At 66.2% G+C, this 25061-nt stretch carries 24 protein-coding genes; 12 read left to right on the plus strand and 12 right to left on the minus strand.

The window, feature by feature from the left end:
- Positions 1-72: 72 nt before the first annotated feature.
- Positions 73-1608, plus strand: a complete 1536-nt coding sequence (locus WS68_RS02295) for a SulP family inorganic anion transporter (protein WP_059569263.1) — start codon at positions 73-75, stop codon at positions 1606-1608.
- A 128-nt stretch (positions 1609-1736) separates the two neighbouring features.
- On the opposite strand, the gene WS68_RS02300 is transcribed toward WS68_RS02295, so the two are convergent.
- The 6 genes from WS68_RS02300 to WS68_RS02325 all read right to left on the minus strand — a co-directional run bounded on the left by WS68_RS02300 (position 1737) and on the right by WS68_RS02325 (position 8806).
- Positions 1737-3281: a 2-isopropylmalate synthase gene (locus WS68_RS02300; RefSeq protein WP_059513167.1), complete on the minus strand. Its 1545-nt coding sequence runs from the start codon at positions 3279-3281 to the stop codon at positions 1737-1739.
- A 422-nt stretch (positions 3282-3703) separates the two neighbouring features.
- Entirely contained in the window at positions 3704-4585 is an 882-nt protein-coding gene (gene pssA / locus WS68_RS02305) for a CDP-diacylglycerol--serine O-phosphatidyltransferase (RefSeq protein WP_059569264.1), read from the minus strand.
- Between the two features lie 16 nt (positions 4586-4601).
- Complete coding sequence (locus WS68_RS02310) at positions 4602-5252, minus strand: phosphatidylserine decarboxylase (protein WP_059569265.1); 651 nt, start codon at positions 5250-5252, stop codon at positions 4602-4604.
- Positions 5253-5369: 117 nt separating this feature from the next.
- Entirely contained in the window at positions 5370-6386 is a 1017-nt protein-coding gene (gene ilvC, locus WS68_RS02315) for a ketol-acid reductoisomerase (protein ID WP_059569266.1), read from the minus strand.
- A gap of 43 nt (positions 6387-6429) precedes the next feature.
- The gene (gene ilvN, locus WS68_RS02320) at positions 6430-6921 is read right to left on the minus strand and encodes an acetolactate synthase small subunit (RefSeq protein WP_059513160.1); all 492 of its coding nucleotides are present in this window, start codon (positions 6919-6921) and stop codon (positions 6430-6432) included.
- Positions 6922-7042: 121 nt separating this feature from the next.
- Positions 7043-8806 carry an acetolactate synthase 3 catalytic subunit gene (locus WS68_RS02325; RefSeq protein WP_059569267.1) on the minus strand — a complete coding sequence of 588 codons (1764 nt, stop codon included), beginning with the start codon at positions 8804-8806 and terminating at the stop codon, positions 7043-7045.
- A gap of 646 nt (positions 8807-9452) precedes the next feature.
- On the opposite strand from WS68_RS02325, the gene WS68_RS02330 reads away from it, so the two are divergent.
- The 11 genes from WS68_RS02330 (at position 9453) to WS68_RS02380 (ending at position 19112) form a co-directional block, all read left to right on the plus strand.
- Positions 9453-10013 carry an RNA polymerase sigma factor gene (locus WS68_RS02330; protein ID WP_059513156.1) on the plus strand — a complete coding sequence of 187 codons (561 nt, stop codon included), beginning with the start codon at positions 9453-9455 and terminating at the stop codon, positions 10011-10013.
- Complete coding sequence (locus tag WS68_RS02335) at positions 10010-10438, plus strand: DUF3619 family protein (protein ID WP_059569268.1); 429 nt, start codon at positions 10010-10012, stop codon at positions 10436-10438. Before WS68_RS02330 ends, WS68_RS02335 begins: the two co-directional genes overlap by 4 nt.
- Positions 10439-10465: 27 nt before the next feature.
- Positions 10466-11227 carry a DUF3106 domain-containing protein gene (locus WS68_RS02340; protein WP_059569269.1) on the plus strand — a complete coding sequence of 254 codons (762 nt, stop codon included), beginning with the start codon at positions 10466-10468 and terminating at the stop codon, positions 11225-11227.
- Between the two features lie 7 nt (positions 11228-11234).
- On the plus strand, positions 11235-11762 hold the full coding sequence (locus WS68_RS02345; protein WP_059569270.1) for an RDD family protein: 528 nt from the start codon (positions 11235-11237) through the stop codon (positions 11760-11762).
- Between the two features lie 77 nt (positions 11763-11839).
- Positions 11840-12775, plus strand: coding sequence for a UDP-2,3-diacylglucosamine diphosphatase (locus WS68_RS02350; RefSeq protein WP_059569271.1), 936 nt, complete (start codon positions 11840-11842; stop codon positions 12773-12775).
- A 20-nt stretch (positions 12776-12795) separates the two neighbouring features.
- Entirely contained in the window at positions 12796-13830 is a 1035-nt protein-coding gene (locus WS68_RS02355; protein ID WP_059569553.1) for a glycosyltransferase family 4 protein, read from the plus strand.
- 8 nt (positions 13831-13838) lie between these two features.
- Positions 13839-14366, plus strand: a complete 528-nt coding sequence (locus WS68_RS02360) for a diacylglycerol kinase (protein WP_059569272.1) — start codon at positions 13839-13841, stop codon at positions 14364-14366.
- 202 nt (positions 14367-14568) lie between these two features.
- The gene (locus tag WS68_RS02365) at positions 14569-15294 is read left to right on the plus strand and encodes a TetR/AcrR family transcriptional regulator (protein ID WP_059569273.1); all 726 of its coding nucleotides are present in this window, start codon (positions 14569-14571) and stop codon (positions 15292-15294) included.
- The gene (locus WS68_RS02370) at positions 15291-15878 is read left to right on the plus strand and encodes a TIGR00730 family Rossman fold protein (protein WP_059569274.1); all 588 of its coding nucleotides are present in this window, start codon (positions 15291-15293) and stop codon (positions 15876-15878) included. The genes WS68_RS02365 and WS68_RS02370 overlap by 4 nt, the downstream gene beginning before the upstream one ends.
- Before the next feature lie 130 nt (positions 15879-16008).
- On the plus strand, positions 16009-16767 hold the full coding sequence (locus WS68_RS02375) for an SDR family oxidoreductase (protein WP_059569275.1): 759 nt from the start codon (positions 16009-16011) through the stop codon (positions 16765-16767).
- A gap of 383 nt (positions 16768-17150) precedes the next feature.
- On the plus strand, positions 17151-19112 hold the full coding sequence (locus WS68_RS02380) for an ArnT family glycosyltransferase (protein ID WP_059569276.1): 1962 nt from the start codon (positions 17151-17153) through the stop codon (positions 19110-19112).
- Positions 19113-19269: 157 nt separating this feature from the next.
- Here WS68_RS02380 and WS68_RS02385 read toward each other — a convergent pair whose 3' ends face one another.
- The 6 genes from WS68_RS02385 to WS68_RS02410 form a co-directional block, all read right to left on the minus strand.
- Positions 19270-19539, minus strand: coding sequence for a hypothetical protein (locus tag WS68_RS02385; RefSeq protein WP_059569277.1), 270 nt, complete (start codon positions 19537-19539; stop codon positions 19270-19272).
- A gap of 30 nt (positions 19540-19569) precedes the next feature.
- A complete protein-coding gene (locus WS68_RS02390; protein WP_082709768.1) occupies positions 19570-20295 on the minus strand; it encodes a DUF924 family protein in 726 nt (241 codons plus the stop codon).
- A 130-nt stretch (positions 20296-20425) separates the two neighbouring features.
- Positions 20426-21157, minus strand: a complete 732-nt coding sequence (locus tag WS68_RS02395) for an alanyl-tRNA editing protein (protein WP_059569278.1) — start codon at positions 21155-21157, stop codon at positions 20426-20428.
- 112 nt (positions 21158-21269) lie between these two features.
- Positions 21270-21680: a group II truncated hemoglobin gene (locus WS68_RS02400; RefSeq protein WP_059569279.1), complete on the minus strand. Its 411-nt coding sequence runs from the start codon at positions 21678-21680 to the stop codon at positions 21270-21272.
- A gap of 78 nt (positions 21681-21758) precedes the next feature.
- Positions 21759-24404 (minus strand): ABC transporter permease, encoded by a 2646-nt coding sequence (locus WS68_RS02405; protein ID WP_059569280.1) that lies wholly within the window; start codon positions 24402-24404, stop codon positions 21759-21761.
- Positions 24401-25018, minus strand: coding sequence for a DUF4126 domain-containing protein (locus WS68_RS02410; RefSeq protein ID WP_059569555.1), 618 nt, complete (start codon positions 25016-25018; stop codon positions 24401-24403). The genes WS68_RS02405 and WS68_RS02410 overlap by 4 nt, the downstream gene beginning before the upstream one ends.
- Positions 25019-25061 lie beyond the last annotated feature (43 nt).

A 25061-nucleotide genomic window follows, 5' to 3' on the forward strand; every position in this document is an offset into this window, starting at 1 on the left:
GAGCGCAAGCGCTGAAACCCGCGGCTGTCCGTGCCGCATCGCCCCTTGGCCCAATTACGTTTCCCGTTCACCATGAAGAATCTGAGTGCTTCGTTCTCTACATTTCCGCGCGACCTTGTCGCCGGCGTCGTCGTCTTCCTTGTCGCATTGCCGCTCTGCCTCGGGATCGCCAACGCGTCCGGCGCCGCACCGTTCGCCGGGCTCGTGTCCGGCATCATCGCCGGCCTCATCGTTGCGATCCTGAGCGGCTCGCAGTTGTCCGTCAGCGGCCCGGCAGCCGGTCTCGTCGTGATCGTCGTCGAAGGGATCGCGCGGCTCGGCAACTTCGAGGCGTTCCTGCTCGCCGTGCTGCTGTCGGGCGTTCTGCAAATCGTCTTCGGACTGCTGAAAGCAGGCCGCTTCGCCGCTTACGTGCCGTCGCCCGTCATCAAAGGGATGCTCGCCGCCATCGGGCTGCTGCTGATCATCAAGCAAGCGCCGTTCGCGCTCGGGCTGACCGGTGACGGCAATGCGCCCGGCCATGCGGTGCTCACCTCGAGCGCGATCGCGATCGTGTCGCTCGCGCTGCTTGCCGCATGGGACACGCGCGCGATGCGCCGCTTCAAGTTTGTACGCGTCGTGCCCGCGCCGCTCATTGTCGTGCTGATCGGCATCGGCGTGACCGCCCTGCTCGGCTTCGTCGCACCGAATGCCGTGCCACCCGTCGAGCATCGCGTTGCGCTGCCTGAACTCACGTCGTTCGCCGCGCTCAGCTCGGTGCTGCAAACCGCCGACTTCGGGCCGAATTTCGCGCAACTGCTGAATCCGGACGTCTGGCGCGTCGCGATCACGCTCGCGGTGGTCGGGAGCCTCGAGACACTGCTGAGCCTCGAAGCGGTCGAGCAAATCGATCCGCAGCGCCGCCCGTCGCAACCGAACCGCGAACTCAAGGCGCAGGGCGTCGGCAACTTCCTCGCCGGCATGGTGGGCGGCCTGCCGATCACGGCGGTCATCGTGCGCAGCTCGGTGAACGTGAATGCAGGCGGACAAAGCCGGATGTCGGCAATCGTGCATGGCGTGCTGCTGCTCGTCAGCGTGTTCGCGCTCACCGGCCTGCTGAATCTGATCCCGCTCGCCAGCCTCGCGGCGATCTTGATTCACACCGGCTTCAAGCTCGCGAAGCCTGCGCTCTTCGCATCCGTCGCCAAGCAAGGGCGCGGCGCATTTGTGCCGTTCGCCGTGACGATTGCCGGCGTGCTCGCAATCGACTTGCTCGCCGGCATCGCGCTCGGCATCGCGTGCTGCGTGCTCGCGGTCGCGATCGCAAACCTGCGCAGCCCGGCGACGCTCGCGCAGCACGACGATCATTACCTGCTGACGTTCCGCAAGGACGTGTCGTTTCTCGGCAAGGTACGGATCAAGCAGTATCTCGCGCAAATTCCGGATCGCGCGGTCGTCATCATCGACGCAACCCGGGTCGATTACATCGATCATGACGTGCGCGAGATGATCGACGCGTTCGTCGAAGACGCGCCGCGGCGCGCCATTACGGTCGACTATCGGCGCCAGGTCGAGCACGCTCGCGAAAGCGGCATGCGCTGGTTCTTCCGCAGCCCGACGATGCAGTAAGCGCTGCGTCCTGAACGACGACGCCCCGCACGGCCTGGCTGGCCGGCGGGGCGTTTTTCGTCCGGCATGCGGGCGGCGCAACCGGGCAGACGCGCCGCCATGCGCGCCGAATGCGTATCAAACTCGCATCACGCGCGCTGCGGATTGAGCTTGTCGTTCGAATGCAGCTTGTTCAGCGCCGCGATATACGCCTTCGCCGATGCCGCGACGATATCCGGATCGGTGCCGACGCCATTGACGATGCGCCCGCTCCTCGACAGCCGCACCGTCACCTCGCCTTGCGCCTGCGTGCCGGTCGTAATCGCGTTGACCGAATACAGCAGCAGTTCCGCGCCGCTGCCCACCTCGCTCTCGATCGCATTGAACGTCGCGTCGACGGGCCCGTTGCCGTTGGCCTCGCCCTCCACTTGCACGCCGCCCGCCGAGAATACGACCGTCGCCTGCGGCCGCTCGCCCGTCTGCGAGCGTTGCGACAGCGACACGAACCGGTAATGCTCGTGCTCGTGCGCCAGCGCCGATTCCTCCTCGGTGACGATCGCGATGATGTCTTCATCGAAGATTTCGGCCTTGCGATCGGCGAGATCCTTGAAGCGCGCGAACGCTGCGTTCAATTCGGCTTCGCTGTCGAGCGACACGCCAAGCTCCTGCAAACGCTGCTTGAACGCGTTGCGGCCCGACAGCTTGCCCAGCACGATCTTGTTCGCGGTCCAGCCGACGTCTTCCGCCCGCATGATCTCGTAGGTGTCGCGCGCCTTCAGCACGCCGTCCTGATGGATGCCCGACGCATGCGCGAATGCGTTCGCACCGACCACCGCCTTGTTCGGCTGCACGACAAAGCCCGTGATCTGCGATACGAGCTTAGACGCCGGCACGATCTGCGTCGTATCGATGCCCAGGTCAAGCCCGAAGTAGTCCTTGCGGGTTCTCACCGCCATCACGATCTCCTCGAGCGATGTATTGCCCGCGCGCTCGCCGAGACCGTTGATCGTGCACTCGACCTGCCGCGCGCCGCCGATCTTCACGCCCGCAAGCGAGTTCGCGACCGCCATTCCCAGATCGTTATGACAATGCACCGAGAAAACCGCCTTGTCCGAGTTCGGAATGCGCTCGCGCAGCGTCTTCACGAGGTTGCCGTACAGTTCCGGCACGCCGTAGCCGACCGTATCGGCAATATTGATCGTCGTCGCGCCCTCGTCGATCACCGCCTCCAGCACGCGGCAGAGGAAATCCATGTCCGAGCGGCTGCCGTCCTCGGGCGAAAATTCGATGTTGTCGGTGAACTTGCGCGCGAAACGCACGGCCAGACGCGCCTGTTCGAACACCTGATCGGGCGTCATCCGCAGCTTCTTCTCCATGTGCAGCGGCGACGTCGCGATGAACGTATGGATCCGGAAGCTGTTGGCGGGCTTGAGCGCATCGGCCGCGCGCTGAATGTCCTTGTCGTTTGCGCGCGCGAGCGAGCAGATCGTGCTGTCTTTGACCTGCTGCGCGATCGTGTGGATCGCGTCGAAATCGCCATTCGAGCTGGCGGCGAAGCCGGCCTCGATCACGTCGACCTTCATTCGCTCGAGTTGCTTCGCGATGCGGATTTTCTCTTCCTTCGTCATCGACGCGCCGGGCGACTGCTCGCCGTCACGCAACGTCGTGTCGAAAATGATCAGCTTGTCTGTCATGGGGGACTCCAGGTTTCGAATGGGGCAATACACGTGATGAAGCTCGCGCCACCGCAGGCGACACTGGAACAGCAGACGAAGCTCGACGGAGGGCGAAAACGGGGTCAGCGCGACAGGCGCGCTAGAGCTAGCGCGCGTAGCGGCGCACCGGCTAGAAGAAGAGAAAGGCGGGAGGATGCGGTCATGCTGGCGACTATAGCGGCATTCCGAGTGGCGCGCAATCGGAGGCTTCCCCAAGCAAGCGCTGCGCGCCGCGGCGCGGTTTTGCCCTGGACGAGCATCGGCGCAAAGCCGGGAACGGCATGCGCCGCAGGTGCGGCGCGCAGGAAAAACAACCGTCGCGGCTTGCCAAGGAAAACGGCGGCCAAGCCGGCCGCCGTCCCCGCTACATCGCGCTGCCGCGCATCAAGCGCGGCGGGCCGTCAATGCTCGCGCTGCGACGAGCGCGCCGGATTCGCCCGTCCACGCACCGCCATATACGCCCAAAACACATAGCCGGACAGCCCGTACAGCACGAACAGGCCGAACAGCATCAGCGGAGGATCGGACGAAACGAGCACGAACGCGACGACCACGAGCAGGATCGCCGCAAACGGCACCCGGTGGCGGACGTCGAGCGCCTTGCCGCTATAAAAGGGCGCATTCGACACCATCGTCACGCCCGCGTAAACCGTCAGCGCGAACGCGACCCACGGCAGCCAGCCGAGCTTCACCGGCACGCGATTGTCGACGGTGAGCCACACGAAGCCCGCGATCAGCGCGGCGGCGGCCGGACTCGGCAGCCCCTGGAAGAAGCGCTTGTCGACAACGCCGATATTCGTGTTGAAACGCGCGAGACGCAGCGCCGCGCCCGAGCAGTAGACGAATGCGGCAAGCCACCCCCAGCGGCCAAGATCCTTCAGCACCCATTCGTACATCACGAGCGCCGGCGCGACGCCGAACGACACCATGTCCGACAGGCTGTCGAACTGCTCGCCGAATGCGCTTTGCGTATGCGTGAGCCGCGCGACGCGGCCGTCCATTCCGTCGAGCACCATCGCTGCGAAGATCGCGATCGCCGCGGTCTCGAAACGGACGTTCATCGCCTGCACGACAGCAAAGAAACCGCAAAAAAGCGCGGCCGTGGTAAACGCGTTCGGCAGCAGATAAATGCCGCGCGTTCTCAGGAATTGCTGCCGGCGCGCGGCACGGCGTCCTTCGACGGGCGCCAGATCCGGCGCGGCGGCGACGGATTTGTTGCGGCGAAACGACCGCGGCCACGGGGCTTTGCCATTGCGCGGGCGGCGCGGTTTGAATGCAGCCATCGATACGTATTCCCGCTTACTGTTGCTCTGGCAGCTCGGCGAGGATCGTCGACGACGCGGACACCTTTTCGCCGATCGTCACGCGCGCGCGGCTGCCCTTCGGCAGATACACGTCAACGCGCGAGCCGAAGCGGATGAAGCCGTAGCGCTGGCCGCGCGTAACGGGTTCGCCCGCACGCACGTAGCAAAGAATCCGGCGCGCGACGAGACCCGCGATCTGCACGGCCGTCACCGTCTGGCCGTCCGTCGTCTGAATCACGACCGCGTTGCGCTCGTTCTCGGCCGACGCCTTGTCGAGCGCCGCATTCAGGAACGCGCCCGGAAAATACTCGACCTTCTGCACCGCGCCGTCGACGGGCGAGCGCTGCGAATGGACATTGAACACATTCATGAACACGCTGATCTTCAACGCTTCGCGCTGCGCATACGGGTCCTGCGTGATCTCGACCGCCACGACCCGGCCGTCGGCCGGGCAAAGCACCGCGTTCGGCTGGGTCGGAATCGGCCGCGGCGGATCGCGGAAGAACTGAACCACGAAGACAAGCAGCAGCCAGAACGGCCATGCGAGGCCGAACCCGCCGATGGCGTGGATCAGCAGCGTGACGACGGCCGCGATCGCGATAAACGGCCAGCCTTCGCGCGCAATGATCGGATGAGGATAATTCATGGTTCGTTCTTCGTTGAATGGCAAAGCCCGTAGGATAGCAAAAGCCGCCCGCGGCACTGACGCCTTCGGGCGGCTTTCGAGCCCGGCCCCGATCCGGGGCCGGATGAAGCGCGCGACTTAGTTCTTCGTCTGGTCGACGAGCTTGTTCTTCGCGATCCACGGCATCATCGCGCGCAGCTTCGCGCCGACCTGCTCGATCTGGTGCTCGGCCGTCAGGCGGCGGCGCGATTGCAGTGTCGGCGCGCCCGCCTTGTTCTCGAGAATGAAGCTCTTCGCGTACTCACCCGTCTGGATGTCCTTCAGGCATTGCTTCATCGCCTTCTTCGTCTCGTCGGTGACGACGCGCGGACCCGTCACGTACTCGCCGTACTCGGCATTGTTCGAGATCGAATAGTTCATGTTCGCGATGCCGCCTTCGTAGATCAGGTCGACGATCAGCTTCAGTTCGTGCAGACACTCGAAATACGCCATCTCCGGCGCGTAGCCTGCCTCGACCAGCGTCTCGAAACCCGCCTTGATCAACTCGACGGTGCCGCCGCACAGCACGGCCTGTTCGCCGAACAGGTCGGTTTCGGTCTCTTCGCGGAAGTTCGTCTCGATGATGCCCGCACGCCCGCCGCCGTTGGCCGCCGCATACGACAGCGCGATATCGCGCGCCGCGCCCGACTTATCCTGCGCGACCGCGATCAGGTGCGGCACGCCGCCGCCCTGCGAGTACGTGCCGCGCACCGTGTGGCCCGGCGCCTTCGGCGCGACCATGATCACGTCGAGATCCGCGCGCGGAATCACCTGGCCGTAATGGACGTTGAAGCCGTGCGCGAACGCGAGCGCCGCGCCTTCCTTGATATTGGCGTGCACTTCCTTTGCATAGACGTCGGCGATCTGCTCGTCGGGCAGCAGCATCATCACGACGTCCGCGCCCTTTACCGCTTCTGCGACCTCCTTGACCGCAAGGCCCGCGTTCTCGGCCTTGCTCCACGACGCGCCGCCGCGGCGCAGGCCGACCGTTACGTTCACGCCGCTGTCCTTCAAGTTCAGCGCGTGCGCATGGCCTTGCGAGCCGTAGCCGATGATCGTGACTTGCTTGCCCTTGATGAGGGAAAGGTCGGCATCCTTGTCGTAGAAAACTTTCATGATCGCTCCTTGGCTAATTCAGTAATTCAATGAGATTCGTGGTTCAGACTTTCAGCACGCGCTCGCCGCGACCGATACCCGAGCTGCCGGTGCGCACCGTCTCGAGAATCGAGCCCGCGTCCAGCGCTTGGATAAATGCGTCGAGCTTGTCGCTCGCGCCCGTCAATTCGATCGTGTAAGTCTTTTCGGTCACGTCGATGATGCGGCCGCGGAAGATATCCGCCATCCGCTTCATTTCTTCGCGCTCCTTGCCGACCGCGCGCACCTTGATCAGCATCAGCTCCCGTTCGATGTGCGCACCGTCGGTCAGGTCCACCACTTTCACCACCTCGATCAGGCGGTTCAAATGCTTCGTGATCTGTTCGATCACGTCGTCAGAGCCAATGGAGACAATGGTCAGACGCGACAGCGAGTGGTCCTCGGTCGGCGCCACCGTCAAGGTTTCGATGTTGTAGCCGCGCGCCGAGAACAGGCCGACGACGCGCGACAGCGCGCCCGGTTCGTTTTCGAGCAGCACGGAAATGATGTGTCTCATGTTCGCTTCTTCCAGTGTGTTCCGTATCGATTCGCCTGCGCCGCACGCCGCCCGCGCGCCGCGCCGCCCTTCATGGAGGCGGCCGCCCGCGAATCCGAGCGCGCGTCGCGCCGTTACAGAGTTACAGATCTTCGGATCCGAGCAGCATCTCGGTGATGCCCTTGCCGGCCTGAACCATCGGCCAGACGTTCTCGGTCGGATCGGTCTGGAAATCGAGGAACACGGTGCGGTCTTTCAAGCGCAGCGCTTCTTTCAGCGCCGGCTCGACGTCCGCGGTTTTCTCGATGCGCATCCCGACGTGGCCGTATGCTTCGGCGAGCTTCACGAAATCCGGCAGCGCATCCATGTACGAATGCGAATAGCGCTTGCTGTATTCGATCTGCTGCCACTGCCGGACCATGCCGAGATAGCGGTTGTTCAGCGAAATGATCTTGACGGGCGTGTCGTACTGCTTGCAGGTCGACAGTTCCTGGATGCACATCTGGATCGAGCCTTCGCCGGTGATGCACAGCACGTCGTCGTCCGGATGCGCCATCTTGACGCCCATCGCCGCCGGCAGGCCGAAGCCCATCGTGCCGAGGCCGCCCGAATTGATCCAGCGGCGCGGTTTGTTGAAGCGGTAGAACTGCGCGGCCCACATTTGGTGCTGGCCGACGTCGGAACACACGAACGCGTTGCCGCCCGTCAGTTCCCACGCCTTCTCGACCACGTACTGCGGCTTGATGATCTCGCTTTCGCGGTCGAACTTCAGGCAGTCCTTCGCGCGCCAGCCCTCGATGTCCTTCCACCATTGCGCGAGCGCGTCGGCATCAGGGCCGTGCTCGGCCGTCTGCAACTGCTCGATCAGCTCCTTGAGCACTTCCTTCACGTCGCCGACGATCGGAATGTCGACCTTCACGCGCTTGCTGATCGACGACGGATCGATGTCGATATGGATGATCTTGCGCGGCCGCGACGCAAAGTGCTCGGGATCGCCGATCACGCGGTCGTCAAAGCGCGCGCCGATCGCGATCAGCACGTCGCAGTGCTGCATCGCCATGTTCGCTTCATACGTGCCGTGCATGCCGAGCATGCCGAGAAATTTCTTGTCCGACGCGCGATAGCCGCCCAGGCCCATCAGCGTGTTCGTGACCGGATAGCCGAGCAGATCGGCGAACTGATTCAGCTCGCGCGACGCCTCGGCAAGCACGATGCCGCCGCCGGTATAGATATACGGACGCTTCGCGGCCAGCAGCAGCGAGACCGCCTTGCGGATCTGGCCCGAATGACCTTTGGTGACCGGGTTGTACGAGCGCAACGCCACGCTCTTGAGCGGCTCGTACTCGCACGGCGTCTTCGAAACGTCCTTCGGGATGTCGATGAGGACCGGACCGGGACGCCCGGTGCGCGCAATGTAGAAAGCCTTCTTAACGGTCGCCGCCAGCTCGCGCACGTCCTTCACGAGGAAGTTGTGCTTCACGCACGGGCGCGTGATGCCAACGGTGTCGCACTCCTGGAACGCGTCCTGGCCGATCGCCGCGGTCGGCACCTGGCCGCTGATCACGACGAGGGGGATCGAATCCATGTAGGCGGTCGCGATACCCGTGACCGCGTTCGTGACGCCCGGCCCGGACGTGACGAGGCAGACGCCGACTTTGCCCGTCGAGCGCGAATACGCGTCGGCGGCATGCACGGCGGCCTGTTCATGGCGCACCAGGATGTGCTGGATCTTGTCCTGCTTGTACAGCTCGTCGTAAATATAGAGAACCGAGCCGCCAGGGTAGCCCCAGACGAATTCGACATCCTCGTCGGCCAGTGCCTTCATGAGCACGGTGGCGCCGATGGAGCCGGTTTTCTGAGGAGAAAGGGATTCCGACGTGGAAAATTCCGCGCTGGGCATATTCATCGTAGACCTTTCGAATTTTCGGCAAAAAATTGATCGGGTGCTCTCTGCCGGGCTTGTGGCTCGGGTTCAAGCGGCGCGTCCATTTTGAAAGGCGGGCTTCTTGGGCCGGCCTCAATTGAGACTGTCACTTTATGTTGCGAACTGTCGACGATAGCGTCTCCCCGGCAAGCGGTCAAGTAGAAAATCCCGCAATGCATCAAACCCTGTTTCGGCACGCCGCGCGTCCAATATTCGCGCTCGAGGCGCCGCGCGGACGCGCCCGCTGCCCGAACGCGCGCGGCCCGCTTTTGCGGCGTCGCATTTGACCGATCCGGATGCCGGTGTTCGAATCCGCGCTTGATCGCGCGGTTGCGGCATCTGCGCCCGCTATTCGATTCGAGGTCCGCCGGATCGGCCCCTGCGCCCGATATCCGGCTGACCGGCTCGCCGCCGTGCGCCGCCCGTGTGACGCCCGTGTGACGCCTCCCGCCGCGGCCTCACGGCCCGCACCGCCGCAATGTGGCGCAAACCGCCGCACGCGCCGGCTCATGCGGCCGGAAGGCCCAAACAAGGTGCCCTCTCGCGCGAAAATTTGTTAGCATCCGCGGGTTTTACGAATTTTTTCCGACTTTTTACGCGACGAGAACGCAGCGCGGACCTTCACGGCATGGCATCAGAAAAGGAACTCGCCGATTTTCTGGCGGGCGTCGAGAGGCGCGCGTTCAAGCAGGCCGCTTATGCGGTGCGCGACGACGATGCGTCCCTCGACATCGTGCAGGACGCAATGATCCGGCTCGCGGAGAAATACGGCGACCGCCCGGCTGCCGAGTTGCCGCTCCTCTTTCAGCGCATCCTGCAGAACGCGATCCACGATCATTTCCGCAGACAAAAGGTGCGCAATACGTGGGTCAGCCTGTTTTCATCGCTGAACAGCACCGACGACGACGAATTCGACCCGCTCGAGACGCTAGAATCGGCGGACGGCGACGGTATCGAAAGCAGCGAAACCCGGCTCGAACGCGAACAGGTGCTCACGCTGATCGACGAGGAAATCCAGAAGCTTCCGGCACGTCAACGGGAAGCCTTCCTGATGCGTTATTGGGAAGATATGGATGTCGCCGAGACAGCCGCCGCCATGGGGTGCTCCGAAGGCAGCGTCAAGACGCACTGCTCGCGGGCCACTCACGCATTGGCGCTGGCGCTCAAGGCCAAAGGAATCACGCTATGAGCTCCGCTCCCGCCACGAAGGAAGAACTCGAACTTGCGTTCAAGATCCGGCGCGCCCTTGACGAGCGTGCGGCCGCGCTGCCCGCGTCGACGGTGCAGCGCCTGGCCGCTGCTCGCCGCGCGGCGCTCGCCCGCAAGAAACCCGATGCGTCGATCGTGCTCGTGCCCGCGCTCGCGGGCGGCACCGGCGCGCTCGAATTGCGCATGCCGGACAGCACGCCGCACCGCAAATCGCTCGGCCGCCGGCTGATCGGCGCGTGGCCGCTCGTGCTGCTGCTCGCCGGGCTCATCGGCATTGCGTACTGGGAGGACATGCAGCGCACCGCGGAGCTGGCCGACATCGACGCGGCCATGCTGAGCGACAACCTGCCCCTCGATGCGTATCTCGATCACGGGTTCAACGCCTATCTTTCGCACGCCCACTAACGCATAAGCAATAAGGGGAACGCACGGGTGAGTCAAAAACGGGGACTGGCTGTTTTTTTTGGCTGCGCGATCGCGCTTGCCGTCGCGTATGTCGCCACCTACCCGCGCTTTCATCCTCAGCCGGCGGCCGCGATAGCGGTCGCGAACGCGCCTGCGCTCGCGTCGGCGGCGCTTGCGTTGACGGGCGAGTTGCCTGCGCTGCCGGCGTCGGGGCCGCTGTCGTGGGCACGCCTCACGCCGCAACAGCGCGTCGCGCTCGCGCCGTTCGAGAATCAGTGGGATTCGTTCAGCGACGCGCGCAAGCGCAAATGGCTCAAAATCGCCGCCCGTTTTCCGAAGATGACGCCGGAGGCGCAAAAACGGCTGCAGGAACGAATGGCCGAATGGGTTCGAATGACGCCCGAGGAGCGCCGCGTCGCGCGCGAAAACTACCAAGTGTCGAAGGATCTGCCCGAGCAGGCGCGCGAAAAAGCATGGAAGGCGTACCAGCAGTTGTCGCCGGAGCAGAAGGAAAAGCTCGCGGCAGCCGAGCGCCGGCGCCGGCCCACTGTCGTCAGCGCGCCGCCTACCGGCAAGAGCGACCGTGACATCAGCCGGCTCGTGAATGCCCACGACCGGCATCCGGCGAGCGCGCCCGCCGCGGCGAATGCCGCGCCGCCCGCGGTGCCCGCGAGTGTGCCCACCGCCCCCGCGCCAGCCTCCACGCTGGTCATACCCGGCATCATCGCGCCCGTCACGCCGACCCCTGTCTCGCCGTCCGAGGCTCCGTCGATCTTCAACGGCTCGTAAGCGGACCATGCGCGCCGTGACGACGCCGCCCACCGCAGCCGACGCGCCGCCGAGCTTACGCCGCCGGCTCGCCGCGCTCGTCTACGAAAGCCTGCTGCTGTTCGGCGTCGTGTTTGTCGCCGCGCTTGCTTTCGGCATCGTATTTCAGCAGCACAACGGCCTCGATCACCGGCGGCTGCTCGCCGCGTGGATCGCGCTCGTCGCCGGCGCATACTTCGTCTGGTTTTGGACGCACGGCGGCCAGACGCTGCCGATGAAAACCTGGCGGCTGCGCGTCGAGACCGCCGGCGGCGCGCCGCTGCCGGTCGGTCGCGCGATCATGCGCTATGCGCTCGGCTGGCTATGGTTCCTGCCCCCGCTCGCGCTGCACCCGCTCGCGGACTTCCCGTTACCGCGCACGCTGGCGGCCGCAGCCGTCTGGTTTGCACTCTGGGTGCTCGCCGCGCGCGTGCATCCGAGCCGCCAATTCCCGCACGACCGCCTCGCCGGCACCCGCATCGTCGGCGTCCCGCGCGCGGGTAAAGTTGCAGCATAAGAACATTTCGTGACTGTCACGGCACAGTCACGCCCGCATGGCGCAATGCCGATAACGTCAATTGGCGCGAGTCATGCATGGGCAAAAGAACGTCCGCGGCTTCCTTATTTCGTCACCCCGGCGGCCTCGATACCGCCAGCGCATTTCTGTCAGGCTCGGCGGCAAGCGATATGCTCGCGCCGCCGCCTGCGCCTGCCGCCCCGGCCGCGCGGCATGAAGATTCGGAACCTGCGCCGCACCGCTATCGGACGATCTGGCTGTCGGATATCCACCTCGGCACGAGCGGCTGCCAGGCGGACTATCTGCTCGATTTTCTCAAGCACAACGAATCGGAATACCTGTATCTCGTCGGCGACATCATCGACGGCTGGCAACTGAGGAAAGGCTGGTACTGGCCGCAGACGCACAACGACGTCGTCCAGAAGATTCTGCGCAAGGCGAGAAAAGGCACGCAGGTCGTCTACATTCCCGGCAACCACGACGAGGCCGCGCGCCAATTCTGCGACCTCGCGTTCGGCGAGATCCAGGTGCGCGGCGAAGCGTTTCATACGACGCTGTACGGCAAACGTTTGTGGGTAGTGCACGGCGACCTGTTCGACGGCGTGATCCAGCATGCGAAGTGGCTCGCGTATCTCGGCGACACGCTCTATACGCTGATTCTGGTGCTGAACCGCTGGTTCAACCGGATCAGGAGCCGCTTCGGGTTCCAATACTGGTCGCTGTCGCAATACCTGAAGCATCAGGTGAAGAACGCGGTGAACTTCATCTCGTCGTTCGAGGCGGTGATGACCGACGAGGCGCGCCGCCGCGGCTGCGACGGCGTCGTCTGCGGCCACATCCATAAGGCCGAGATCCGCGAGATCGACGGCGTGCTGTACTGCAACGACGGCGACTGGGTCGAAAGCCTGTCCGCGCTCGTCGAGACGACGGAAGGCGAGCTGAAAGTCGTCCACTGGACCATCATCCGCTCGCCCGGCGCCGCGCAAGCGCGCAAGACGAAAGCCCCCGCATGAGCCTCGAAGGACTGCCTGCGATGAAAATCATGATCATCACCGATGCGTGGGAGCCGCAAGTCAACGGCGTCGTGCGCACACTGAAAAGCACCGCGCGCGAGCTGACCGCGCTCGGCCATCGCGTCGAGCTATTGACGCCGCTGGAGTTCCGCACCGTGCCATGCCCGACCTACCCCGAGATCCGGCTGTCGATTCTGCCGTACCGGCGCCTGCGCGAACGGCTCAACGCGTTCGCGCCCGACGCGCTGCACATCGCGACGGAAGGGCCTCTCGGGCTAGCCGCGCGCCGCTATGCGCGCGCGCGCAAGCTGCCGTTTACCACCGCCTATCACACGCGCTTTCCCGAATACGTGCACGCACGCTTCGGCATCCCGCTCACGACCACCTACCGCTTCTTGCGCTGGTTCCACGGCGCCTCGCTCGCGGTGATGGCGCCAACGCCCGTCGTCAAGGACGATCTCGAGCAACATGGCTTTCGTAACGTCGTGCTGTGGACGCGCGGCGTCGATCTCGACATCTTCCGCCCGATGGAGTCGAAAGTGCTGAACACGGCGCGACCGATCTTTCTGTATGTCGGGCGAGTGGCCATCGAGAAAAACGTCGAGGCGTTCCTGAAGCTCGATCTGCCCGGCTCGAAATGGGTCGCGGGCGAAGGCCCCGCACTCGCCGAACTCAAATCGCGCTACCCCGAGGCAAATTACCTCGGCGTGCTGTCCCAGGCGGAGCTTGCCAAGGTCTATGCGGCCGCCGACGTGTTCGTGTTTCCGAGCCGCACCGACACCTTCGGCCTCGTGCTGCTCGAAGCGCTCGCATGCGGCACGCCGGTTGCCGCATATCCGGTGACGGGGCCCGTCGACGTGCTCGGCAACGGCGGCGCGGGCTCGATGAGCGACGATCTGCGCGAAGCATGCCTCGAGGCGCTGAAGATCGAGCGGCATCATGCGCGGGCGTGGGCCGAGCGATTCTCCTGGCGTGCGGCGTCCGAGCAATTCGCCTCGCATCTGAAGCCGCTCGCGAAAACCGCCTGCTCCCGCCCTGAAGGCGCAGCCGTTTGAAACCGGTCATGCGCGCGAAAGCGCCCCACCCCAGCCCGCCGTCACGCCGGCCCGCCGCGCGCCCGACGCGCATGCCGGGCCCGCCGTCTGAAACGTTCGATGCGCACGAGCCGCTCGGACCAGACGATCCGCTCGCGCCGCTGCCGCACAATCCGTACAAGGGCAATCGCGGCGTCGTGCGCGCGTGGTACGCGCTCAAGCATTCGGTGAACGGCTTTCGCGTGGCGATCCGGGAGGAAAGCGCGTTCCGTCAAGAACTCACGTTCGCCGTGCTCCTGCTGCCGATCGGCGCGTTCGCGCCCGTCGAGCCGGCCTCGCGCGCACTGCTCATCGGTTCGGTGCTGCTCGTGCTGATCGTCGAGTTGCTGAATTCGAGCGTCGAAGCAGCCATCGACCGGATCTCGCTCGAGCGCCATGAGTTGTCCAAGCGCGCGAAGGATCTCGGCAGCGCGGCGGTGACGGTTGCACTCGGTGTGTGCGTGCTGACCTGGGCCCTCATCCTCGGGCCGCTCGTCTGGCACCGGCTTGCCGGCTGAGCGCGGCCAGCCGGACGTGCAACCCGGTGCACCTGTGTGCATCGCAACACAACCGGGTATGTCCGAATCACGAAATACCGCCGGACGCGCAACTGAGCGGTTTATAATCGGTCAATAGTTATAGAACAGCAACCGCACCGGACGATATAAGCAGCAAACATGGCAACGCCCGCCAAGTCCGGCGAACACTGGGCCGGACGACATGGAAGCGAAACCTCCCCGCCGGACGCGCGAACGGATTCTCGAGTTGTCGTTGAAGCTCTTCAACGAGATCGGAGAGCCGAACGTGACGACGACGACGATCGCCGAGGAAATGGAAATCAGTCCAGGCAACCTGTACTACCATTTCCGCAACAAGGACGACATCATCAACAGCATCTTCGCGCAGTTCGAGCAGCAGATCGAACGGCGCCTGCGCTTTCCTGATGATCACCGGCCAACGATCGACGAAACCTGGTCGTATCTGCAGTACATGGCCGACTTCATGTGGACCTATCGTTTCCTCTATCGCGATCTGAACGATTTGCTCGCACGCAATCGCACGCTCGAGACGCACTTCAAGCAAATCATCAGCCACAAGGTCCGCTTCGCGCGCGAGATGTGCGAGCTGCTCGCAGCCGACAACGAACTCGTCGCGGCGCCCGCCGAAATCGAAGTGATCGCGACCAACATGGCCGTCATCGCCACTTATTGGCTGTCGTATCAGTATGTGATGCACCCTCGCAAATACAATGATCAGGACGCGATCCGCGAGGAACTGCATCAGGTCAGCATGCACGTGATCTCGGTGATGGCGCCGTATCTGCGGGGCCGCTCGCGGCAGATCTTCGACGACATCGTGTCCGGCAAGCTGCCCAAGCGCGAGTTCCACGACTACCTGCCCCCGCGCGACGGTTCGCCGCGCAAGGATAAGGACGCGAAGCAATGAAGACGGTCTGTGTATATTGCGGCTCCGCGCACGGCGCCAAGCCCGCATATACGGATGCCGCGCGCGCGTTCGGCCGCGCGCTCGCCCAAGCGGGCTTGACGCTCGTGTACGGCGGCGGACGCGTCGGCTTGATGGGCGTGATCGCCGATGAGGTGCTCGCCTCGGGCGGCCGCGCGATCGGCGTGATCACCGAGTTGCTCGTCGACAAAGAGGTCGGCCACGCCGGCCTGACCGAGCTCCACGTCGTGCCCGACATGCATCACCGCAAGAAGATGATGGCCGATCTCGCCGATGCGTTCGTCGCGATGCCAGGCGGCGCCGGCACGCTCGAAGAGTTCTTCGAGGTCTACACGTGGGCGCAGCTTGGCTATCACCGCAAGCCGATCGCGCTCTACAACATCGATGCGTTCTACGAGCCGCTGCTTGCGCTGCTCAAGCACACGGTCGACGAAGGTTTCATGCAGCGCGTCTATTTCGACGCGCTGTGCGTCGACGCCGCGCCCGACGCGCTGATCGAGCAGATCGTCCGCTATCGGCCGCCGGCGCGCGACAAGTGGGAATATTTGTCCGAACAGGAAGCCTGAGTGCCGCCGGCGCTTCGCGCGCCGTTGCGTTGGCGCCGTTGCGTTGGCGCCGTGCGTTGGCGCCGTGCGTTGGCGGCGCTTCGCCCGCCTTCCCTGCCGACCATTCCATTAAGTGCCAAAAATCCAAGCCATGACGAATCCGTTATCCCAAGTCGTCCTCATCACTGGCGCAAGCCGCGGCATCGGCCGCGCGAGCGCGCTTGCCGCCGGCGCGCGCGGCTGGTCGGTTGGCGTCAACTACGCGCGCGACGCCGCGTCGGCTGAAGCGACCGCCGACGCCGTGCGCGCGGCGGGCGGCAACGCCTGCGTCGTGCGCGGCGACGTCACGCGCGAAGCCGACGTGATCGGGATGTTCGATGCGGTGCAGGCGGCATTCGGCCGGCTCGATGCACTCGTCAACAATGCGGGGATCGTCGCGCCGTCGCTGCCGCTCGCCGACATGGATCTCGCGCGCCTCTCGCGCGTGTTCGATACCAACATACTCGGCGCGTACCTGTGCGCGCGCGAAGCGGCGCGGCGGCTGCCGACCAACCGCGGCGGCGCGGGCGGCGCGATCGTCAACGTTTCGTCGATCGCCGCTCGCCTGGGCTCGCCGAACGAATATGTCGACTATGCGGGCTCGAAAGGCGCGATCGATACGCTGACGATCGGCCTATCGAAGGAACTCGGCCCGCATGGCGTGCGCGTGAATGCGGTACGCCCCGGCCTGATTGAAACCGAGATCCACGCAAGCGGCGGCCAGCCCGGCCGCGCCGCGCGGCTTGGTTCGCTCGCGCCGCTGGGGCGCGCCGGCGAGGCAGAGGAAGTCGCCGAGGCGATCGTCTGGTTGATCAGCGACGCGGCGTCATATGTGAACGGCGCGCTGCTCGACGTCGGCGGAGGACGCTAGCAGGTCAGCGCTTAGCCGCTTAGCCGCTTAGCCGCTTAGCCGCTTAGCCGCTTAGCCGCTTAGCCCGCAGCATACGTCACACGGCGGCATCCGGCACACGAAACCGGCCACGCATCGCGCACCATGCCGCCACACATGCTCACCACCGTTGCCGCCAAGCGGCCCCCGATGGTTGAGGTGCTCGAATACAAAACTCTACATTCCCTCTCACTTCGCTGCATTCCCTCACAATTTTCGTAAACATTCGTAACAACCCCGTGGTCTACTAACGTCCGGCGCGGGCTGGACTGCTGCATCCGCCTTTTCGGCGTCAGCGCCGCTGCGCGACCTCACAACCGGCTTGGTCTATCCAGCCAGCCGCGCATCCATCAAGAGATCACCAGATGCAGGGAAGCACATCCGGCGGCGGGCACTCGCGTGCGCCCGTCGTGACTCAACACGTCCATCGATCGCCAACGGGCGCGCGTGCCGCAACGGGCGCCGCGCTGACGGCCGTCGCACCGGCCACGGCGGGCCAGCGTGGCCGCGCCGCCGATGCGCGCGTCCCGCGTGCGCAAGCCGGCCGCACGACGTTCGCCGGGCTGCGCGTATGGCTCGCTGCGGCGGCCATGCTATGCGCGTACCTGCTGCCGGGCATCCTGGGTCATGACCCGTGGAAGCAGGACGAAACCTATACGTTCGGCATCATTCAGCACATGCTCGAAAGCGGCGACCTCGTCGTACCGACCAACGCCGGTCAGCCGTTCCTCGAAAAACCGCCGCTCTTCGATTGGGTCGCGACGGGCCTCGCGTGGCTGTTCGAACGCTATCTGCCATTGCACGACGCGGCGCGGCTCGCGAGCGCGCTGTTCGCCGCCCTCGCATTCGGCTTCGCCGCGCGCGCCGCCCGTGTCGCGACGGGCGAGCCACGCTGGCTTTCGCTGCCGGTCATCGGCGCCGTCGCGCTCGCCGCGGGCTCGCTCGTTGTCGTCAAACACTCGCACGATTTGATGACCGACGTCGCGCTGATGGCAGGCGCCGCGATCGGCTTTTGCGGGTTGCTCGAACTCGTGCACCGGCACGCAGGCGGCGCGGACGGTGCGCAAGACGGCCCGCGCCTGTCGAGCCAGCCGGGCCGCTCGAACGGCTTCGCGGCGGTGCTGTTCGGCGCGGGCGTCGGCATCTCGCTGATGTCGAAGGGATTATTCGTGCCGCTCGTGTTCGGCGCGACGACGGTCGCCATGCTCGCGCTGTACCCCGGTTGCCGCAGCCGTTCGTTCGCCCGCTCGCTCGGCATTGCCGCGCTCGCGTGCGCGCCGTTCGCGCTGATCTGGCCGATCGCGTTGTGGCTACGCTCCGAGTCGCTGTTCATGACTTGGTTTTGGGACAACAACGTCGGGCGCTTCTTCGGTTTTTCGGTGCCGACGCTCGGCGCCGAAAACGACAAGCCGCTGTTCATCTGGCGGGCGCTGCTGACAGTCGGCTTTCCGGCCGGCCCGCTCGCGCTCGCCGCGCTCGCGCTCGGCCTGTGGCGCGAATGGCGCGCTCCGCGCGTCGCGCTGCCGCTCATGTTCGCTGGCATCGGTCTCGTCGTGCTGCATCTGTCTGCCACCGCCCGGCAACTGTATATCCTGCCTTTCATCGCGCCGCTCGCGCTGGTCGCCGCGCAGGCGGTCGGGCGCCTGCCGCAGCGGCTTGCCACCGCGTGGGACTACGCGAGCCGGCTGCTGTTCGGCAGCGCGGCGGCGGCGGTGTGGATCGTTTGGTCGTTGATGTCCAGTCGCGACGCCTCGCATGCGGCCATCGCTTGGCTCGGGCGCTGGCTGCCACTGGACTGGACGATGCCGTTCGAGCCTGCGCTCGTACTGCCGGCGCTCGCGCTCACGATCGGCTGGCTCGCGCTGCTGCCGACGCTGCGGCTCGCGGGCAAGTGGCGCGGCGCGCTGTCATGGACGCTGGGCGTGATCGTCGGATGGGGGCTCGTGTTTACGTTGCTGCTGCCGTGGCTCGACGTCGCGAAGAGCTACCGGTCGGTATTCGACGATTTGAGCCAGCGGCTCGCGCTCGAATGGAACGACGGCGACTGCATGGCGAGCGTCGGCCTGGGCGAATCGGAAGCGCCGATGCTCTACTACTTCTCGGGCATCCTGCATCAGCCGGCCGATCAGCCCGACGCGAGCGCATGTACGTGGCTCATCGTGCAAGGCGCACGCGATCATCCGCCCAAACTCGACGACACCTGGCAGCCGTTCTGGTCGGGCGCGCGGCCGGCCGACACGCAGGAGATGTTGCGCGTGTACGTGCGCACGCCGCTTTTCGCGAAAACGGCAGCTGCGCAATCCGCGGCAGGCAACGGCCGGCCGTAGGCAGCGGCGGCGCTTCGGGCGCTTCGCAGCGGGCAACGAAGCGCCTGGGCATGTGCCAGCGGCGAATGGCGTATCCGCGCTGATTCAGCGCACGGCGCGGCGCGCCACGCGTGCCGCCCAGGCCTCGATCGAAGGCCGGAACGCTCGATTGCCCGCTTCAGTTCAACACCCGCGCCTCATCGCGCGAGCGCCCTGCCTGTCGGCTGCCATGATCGCGATGGCCGCGCCGCGACGGGCGCGGCATCGTCTCGATGAATGCCCGCCCGGCTCTGCCGGAAACACTGTTCGGTTTCTTCAGGCCCCGCCGCCGTTCACCGTTCGCCAGCCTGCCGAAATCCCTGTCGATCACGACACCGCCCGCCGTGCGAATACATCGCTTCAAAGCCTCACGGCGCAACCGGCGGTTGCCGGAAACGGCCTGCACCATCGCGCCCAGAGCCATCGATGGTTGAACCGCTCAGAATGACGAGTCCGGCGTCTTGAGAAACGAGATTTCGCCGTCGGTCGACGTGCGCCCGAGAATCGCGTTCCGATGCGGAAATCGCCCGAAGCGCTCGACCACGGCCGCGTGGCGCAGCGCATGGTCGTAATAGCTGCTGCATCCGGCCTCACGCCGGATCTGCGCGCACAGGCGCACCGCTTCGCGCTGACTGTCGAGCGATTCGTCGTGTTCGAACGGCAAATAGGCAAACGCGCGATGATGACCGGTCGGCAACGCGCGGTCGGCACCCGATGCGACAAGCACCTTCGCATGCGCAAGCGCGTGCCGGTCGGATGCGTATGCAAGCGGCGTGCCGCGATGGATGTTGCGCGAGAACTGATCGAGCACCAAGATCACCGCGAGCGCGCCGAGCGGACGTTGCGCCCAGGCATCGAGCGCGCCCGCCGTCGCGGCGCCGACCAGCGCGCCGTAGCGCTCGCGTATTTGCGCATCGAACGCCTCACCGCCGTTGAACCACTGTTTGCGCGCATGGCCGAATGCCGGATCGCCGGGGGCGCCGAACCAGAAATCGAGCACGTCGCGTGCGCGGGAATCGAGCGCCGCGTAATCATCCGGAGCGTCCGGCACGGCTTTGCCTGCGCGGCCGGGTATGCTGGCCTGCGCCGGCACGCCGCGCGCCGTGCATGCTTCGTCCGGCGAGTCTGGGCCGGGCGCTTCGAGATTGTCGGGTGATTGGGACATGGCGGCGTTCCGGGCTTGGGCGCGTCGAAATACTCGGCGCTTCAGACACTAAAGACCGATCGAACGCGTCAAACGTTCCATGCGCGCCGCACGCCCCGCGTATCCCACGCCCCCGGCACGGCGCGCCGCGTCATCCCAATTCCAGCACGAGACGGCGCGTGCGCGCGCTCTTCTTCTCGAGCTTCGCGACGCGCAACACGCCGATTTCCGCGGTATTGCGCACATGCGTGCCGCCGCACGGTTGCAGATCGACGCCTTCGATCCGCAGCAGCCGCACGCGTCCAAGCCCCATCGGCGGCTTCACGCTCATCGTGCGCACGAGTTCGGGGCGCGCGGCCAGTTCGTCGTCGGTGATCCATTCGGTGGACACCGCATGCGCACCGGCAACCAGCTCGGCCAAGCGCGCGTCGACCCATTCGCGCTCGATCGGCTCGGTCGTCGCGAAATCGATCCGCGCGTAATCGGCGCTCACGCTGCAACCGTCGACCGGATAAGGCAGCACCGCGCACAACAGATGGCTTGCGGTATGCAGCCTCATGCGCCGATGCCGCGGCGCCCAATCGATCGCGGCGACGATCCTGTCGCCCGGCTTCAGCGTCGCGGCGAGCGCGTGCTGCCCCGGCGCGGGCACATGCACGGCATCGTCGGGCGTCGCGCCGTCGAACTTGGCCTTGCGCGTGTCGGCGATCGCGAGCGTCGCGCCGCCCGGCAGCGTCAGCGTGCCGCTGTCGCCCGCCTGGCCGCCACCGAGCGGATAGAACACGGTCCGGTCGAGATGGATGCCGGCTTCATCGACGGCCGTCACGGTTGCGTCGCAATGGGTCAAATAGGCGTCTTCGCGAAACAAAGCATGGGTGGGCATCGGAAAACTCGGCTGGCGTATCGATGATGATCGGAGCGGGCAGTATGCAGCGCCGCGCATGCCGTTCGACAGAGGCGGTTGCGCCACGCGCGTGCTGCGGCGTACCGGCGTTTCAACCAGGACGGTTGCGCATCCAGTCGGCCGTATCGTAGAACGAATGCATCAACCGCTCGCGCAGCGGCTCGTCGATGCCGACGTCCTCCATCGCCCATGCGATGCAGCGCAGCCACTGGTCGCGCTCCGACGAGCCGATCGGAAACGGCAGATGCCGCGCGCGCAGCCGCGGATGGCCGAAGCGCTCGATGTAATGATCGGGCCCGCCCAGCCAGCCGCACAGAAACCAGAACAGCTTGTCGCGCGAGCCGTCGAGCGATGGCGGATGCAGTGCGCGAATCCCGGCGAACTCGGGCTCGAGATCCATCAGGTCGTAGAAGCGGTCGACAAGCTCGCGCACGCGCGCCTCGCCGCCCACCCGTTCGAACGCCGTCGGCTGCGACGGCGCATCATCGGTCACATCGGTCATGCAAACATCGATCCAGTCAAATGAAGGAAGAAAACCGGCCACCCATGGCCGGCCGAACGGCCCAGCGCGGCGTGCGGCTCAGCCGTCGCGCAACGATTGCAGCGCAGGCCGCCGCAGCACGCTGCGCAAACCGAGCCAGCCGGCCGCGCCCGCGCAGACAACGCCCGCCGCGATGCCGGCCGGCGCGAGCCACGGATTGAGCGCAAGCTGAAAATCGAACACGCGCGAGGCCAGCGCCGAGCCGATGCCCAGCGCGCCGCATGCCGCCATCGCGCCCGCCAACGCGCCGACGACAATGAACTCCGCGCGCTGCATCGCGGCGATCTGCGCACGGGAGGCACCGAGCGCACGCATCAGCGCCGCCTCGCGCATGCGTTCGTCGCGCGAGGCTGCCAGCGCCGTATACAGCACGAGCACGCCCGCGGCCAGCGTGAACGCGAACAGGAACTGCACCGCGCCGACCACTTGCAGCAGCACGCGCTCGAGCTGCGCGAGAATCGGCGCGACGTCGATCGCGGTCAGGTTCGGATAGCGGGCGATCAGCCCGTCGAGCACGCGCTGCCGGGCGGCCGGCAGGTGAAAGCTCGTGATGTAGGTCGCCGGAAAATCCGCGAGCGCGGCGCGCGGCATCAGCACGAAGAAGTTCACGCGGAACGTGCCCCAGTCGAGCTTGCGCACGCTCGTCACCGGCGCGTCGATCGTCAGGCCCGTCACGTCAAAGCGCAGCGTGTCGCCGGGCTTCACGCCGATGAGCTTCGCAAGCCCCGCCTCGATCGAGATCTGCGACGCGCTCGACGCGCCGTACCAGTCGCCCGCGACAATCCGGTTGTCATCGGGCAAGCGCGCCGTGTACGACAAGTTGAACTCGCGGTCGACGAGGCGGCGTGCGTCGTCGCTCTTGTAGTCGTCCGGATTCACCGGCTTGCCGTTCACCGCGATCAACCGGGCGCGCACCATCGGCGCCAGCGCCGGGTCCGCGATGCCGTTGGCCGCCAGATAGCGGATCACACCATCGCGCTGGTCGGGCTGAATATCGATCAGAAATTGGTTCGGCGCATCGGGCGGCGTCGATTGCCGCCAGCCGGCGACGAGATCATTGCGCGTGATCGCGATCAACAGCAGGCACATCAGGCCAAGCGCGAGCGCGGTGAGCTGAAGCGCGCTGGCCATGCCGCGCCGGTCGAGCGACGCGAGCGCATAGCGCCAGCCCAACCCTGCCGCGACGCGGCCGTCGCGCACGAGCCGCGCGGCCGCGAACAACACGAGCCGCGCGACGAGCGCAAACAGCACGAGGCTGCCCGCGAAGCCGCCCGCGACGATCGCGCCCAGCTTCAGCTCGCCAGCCGCGGCGACGATCAACGCCGCGAACAGCGCGATGCCCAACGCATAGCCGATCCATGCGACGCGCCCCGCGTCGCCCCAATCACGGCGCAGCACACGCACCGGCGGCACGCGCGTCAGCGGCGCGAGCGGCGGCAGCGCGAAGCCCAGCAGCAGCACGAGGCCGGTCGCGACGCCGATCGCCGCCGGCCATGCGGAAGGCGGCGGCAACGCCACGTCGATCAGGCTGCCGAGCGTGGCGAGCAGTGCCAGATGGCCGCCATAGCCGAGCACCGCGCCCGCGACGCCGCCCACCACGCCAACGAGCACGAACTCGATCGCGAACAGCGCGGACAGCGTGCGATGGCTCGCGCCGAGGCAGCGCATCGCCGCGCAGCCGTCGAGATGGCGCCGCATGTAACGCTGCGCGGCCATCGCGATCGCCACGGCCGCGAGCAGCGCGCTCAACAGCGCGACGAGGGTGAGGAAGTGGCGCGCGCGGTCGAGTGTCTGGCGCACCTGCGGCTGCCCCTGCTCGAGCGATTCGAGCGCGACGCCGCGCAGCTTGCCGCCGTCGACGCGCGTATGCGCGTAGCGCGCGAAGCGCGCTACAGCGGCAGCCTCGCCAGCGACGAGCAGCCGATACGTCACGCGGCTGCCGTAGCCGGTGAGGCCGGTCGATTCGAGTTCGTCGGCGCGCATCATCACGCGAGGCGAGAAGTTGACGAACGAAAAGCCGCGATCGAGTTCGCGCGTGATGACGGCGGCGATCGTGAACGTGCGGGTGCCGACGCGCAGCGTATCGCCGGTTTGCAGATGCAACGCGCCGAGCAGCGCCGGATCGGCCCAGACGGTGCCGGGGACCGGAATCGAACCGGCACGCTGGCCGGCCTCGTTCGCGCTGCGCGCGATCTGCACCGCGCCACGCAGCGGATAGCCGGCGGACACGGCCTTGAGCGCCGCGAGCCGCGACGCGGCCACGCTTGGCGTACCGGCCGGCGCGGCCGAAGCGCCCGCCGAGCTGGCAGCGGCGGCCGAACCGGCCGCCGCGCGACCTTGCCCCGCCACACCGACCATGCTCGGAAAAATCGCCGTCGTCGCGGTTTTCAGCCCGAGCGCCCGCGCCTCGTTGGCGAACGACGGATCGACCGGATGATCCGCCCTGACGACGAAATCCGCACCGAGCATCTGGCGGGCATCACGCTCGAGGCCCTGGCGCAGCCGGTCGGCAAGAAAGCCGACGCTCGTGAGCGCGGCCACGGCCAGCACGAGCGCGAGCGCGACGAGCGTCAGCTCGCCCGAGCGCCAATCGCGCAGCGTCATCCGCCCGGCCAGCCGCATGAGATCGCCGGCGCCGAAGCGGCGGCGGCCCGCCGGCGGCATGCCGTTACCCGCCGCCGTCAATCGCGCTTGCTCCCGATCGAGTTCAGCCGCGACACCATCTGGTTCGCCATCCCGCGAAAACCGCCCGACACGCCGCGCCAAAGGCGCGGCAGCGCCCAGGCCGCGCACACGAGAAAGCCGATCACCAGCACGATGAACGCGAGCGGCACGAAGAACGCAAGCGCGAGACCACCGACCGTGAGACCGTCCTCGGTGGTCGACGCGATCCAGTTCGAGATCGGCTCGGGCGACAAGTTGATCAGCGCGCGGGTGCCCGCCTTCGCGATGTGCGCGGAGCCGGCGAGCGTGCCGCCCGCGAGACCGGCGAGCGCGAGCAGCGTCGGATCGGCATGGCCGAGCGCGCCGGCTGCAAGCACCGCGCCCGCGGGAATCCGGATAAACGTGTGAACCGCGTCCCACAGCGAATCGAACGCGGGAATCTTGTCCGCGAGGAATTCGGCGAGCGCGAGCACGGCGGCCGCGCCGATTACCCACGACGACGTCAGCACGGCAAGCGTGTCGGGCAGCTGGATCAGGCCGATGCGCGCGCAAACGCCCGCGATCAGCACGGTCAGATAGAGGCGCAGGCCGCTCGCCCACGCGAGCCCCGCGCCGAGCGAAATGGCTTCAATCATAGCCGCCTCCTTGCGCGATACGCGCGGTTCGCGGGCGAGCGCC

Origin of the sequence: Burkholderia sp. TSV86 (assembly GCF_001522865.1) — a bacterium.
Classification (GTDB): domain Bacteria; phylum Pseudomonadota; class Gammaproteobacteria; order Burkholderiales; family Burkholderiaceae; genus Burkholderia.

Bases quoted from the DNA above. Each gene is read 5' to 3' on its own strand.
- WS68_RS02295 (WP_059569263.1), top strand. From the start codon at position 73: ATGAAGAATCTGAGTGCTTCGTTCTCTACATTTCCGCGCGACCTTGTC.
- WS68_RS02300 (WP_059513167.1), bottom strand. From the start codon at position 3,281: ATGACAGACAAGCTGATCATTTTCGACACGACGTTGCGTGACGGCGAG.
- pssA (WP_059569264.1), bottom strand. From the start codon at position 4,585: ATGGCTGCATTCAAACCGCGCCGCCCGCGCAATGGCAAAGCCCCGTGG.
- WS68_RS02310 (WP_059569265.1), bottom strand. From the start codon at position 5,252: ATGAATTATCCTCATCCGATCATTGCGCGCGAAGGCTGGCCGTTTATC.
- ilvC (WP_059569266.1), bottom strand. From the start codon at position 6,386: ATGAAAGTTTTCTACGACAAGGATGCCGACCTTTCCCTCATCAAGGGC.
- ilvN (WP_059513160.1), bottom strand. From the start codon at position 6,921: ATGAGACACATCATTTCCGTGCTGCTCGAAAACGAACCGGGCGCGCTG.
- WS68_RS02325 (WP_059569267.1), bottom strand. From the start codon at position 8,806: ATGAATATGCCCAGCGCGGAATTTTCCACGTCGGAATCCCTTTCTCCT.
- WS68_RS02330 (WP_059513156.1), top strand. From the start codon at position 9,453: ATGGCATCAGAAAAGGAACTCGCCGATTTTCTGGCGGGCGTCGAGAGG.
- WS68_RS02335 (WP_059569268.1), top strand. From the start codon at position 10,010: ATGAGCTCCGCTCCCGCCACGAAGGAAGAACTCGAACTTGCGTTCAAG.
- WS68_RS02345 (WP_059569270.1), top strand. From the start codon at position 11,235: ATGCGCGCCGTGACGACGCCGCCCACCGCAGCCGACGCGCCGCCGAGC.
- WS68_RS02350 (WP_059569271.1), top strand. From the start codon at position 11,840: ATGGGCAAAAGAACGTCCGCGGCTTCCTTATTTCGTCACCCCGGCGGC.
- WS68_RS02355 (WP_059569553.1), top strand. From the start codon at position 12,796: ATGAAAATCATGATCATCACCGATGCGTGGGAGCCGCAAGTCAACGGC.
- WS68_RS02360 (WP_059569272.1), top strand. From the start codon at position 13,839: ATGCGCGCGAAAGCGCCCCACCCCAGCCCGCCGTCACGCCGGCCCGCC.
- WS68_RS02365 (WP_059569273.1), top strand. From the start codon at position 14,569: ATGGAAGCGAAACCTCCCCGCCGGACGCGCGAACGGATTCTCGAGTTG.
- WS68_RS02370 (WP_059569274.1), top strand. From the start codon at position 15,291: ATGAAGACGGTCTGTGTATATTGCGGCTCCGCGCACGGCGCCAAGCCC.
- WS68_RS02375 (WP_059569275.1), top strand. From the start codon at position 16,009: ATGACGAATCCGTTATCCCAAGTCGTCCTCATCACTGGCGCAAGCCGC.
- WS68_RS02380 (WP_059569276.1), top strand. From the start codon at position 17,151: ATGCAGGGAAGCACATCCGGCGGCGGGCACTCGCGTGCGCCCGTCGTG.
- WS68_RS02385 (WP_059569277.1), bottom strand. From the start codon at position 19,539: ATGGTGCAGGCCGTTTCCGGCAACCGCCGGTTGCGCCGTGAGGCTTTG.
- WS68_RS02390 (WP_082709768.1), bottom strand. From the start codon at position 20,295: ATGTCCCAATCACCCGACAATCTCGAAGCGCCCGGCCCAGACTCGCCG.
- WS68_RS02395 (WP_059569278.1), bottom strand. From the start codon at position 21,157: ATGCCCACCCATGCTTTGTTTCGCGAAGACGCCTATTTGACCCATTGC.
- WS68_RS02400 (WP_059569279.1), bottom strand. From the start codon at position 21,680: ATGACCGATGTGACCGATGATGCGCCGTCGCAGCCGACGGCGTTCGAA.
- WS68_RS02410 (WP_059569555.1), bottom strand. From the start codon at position 25,018: ATGATTGAAGCCATTTCGCTCGGCGCGGGGCTCGCGTGGGCGAGCGGC.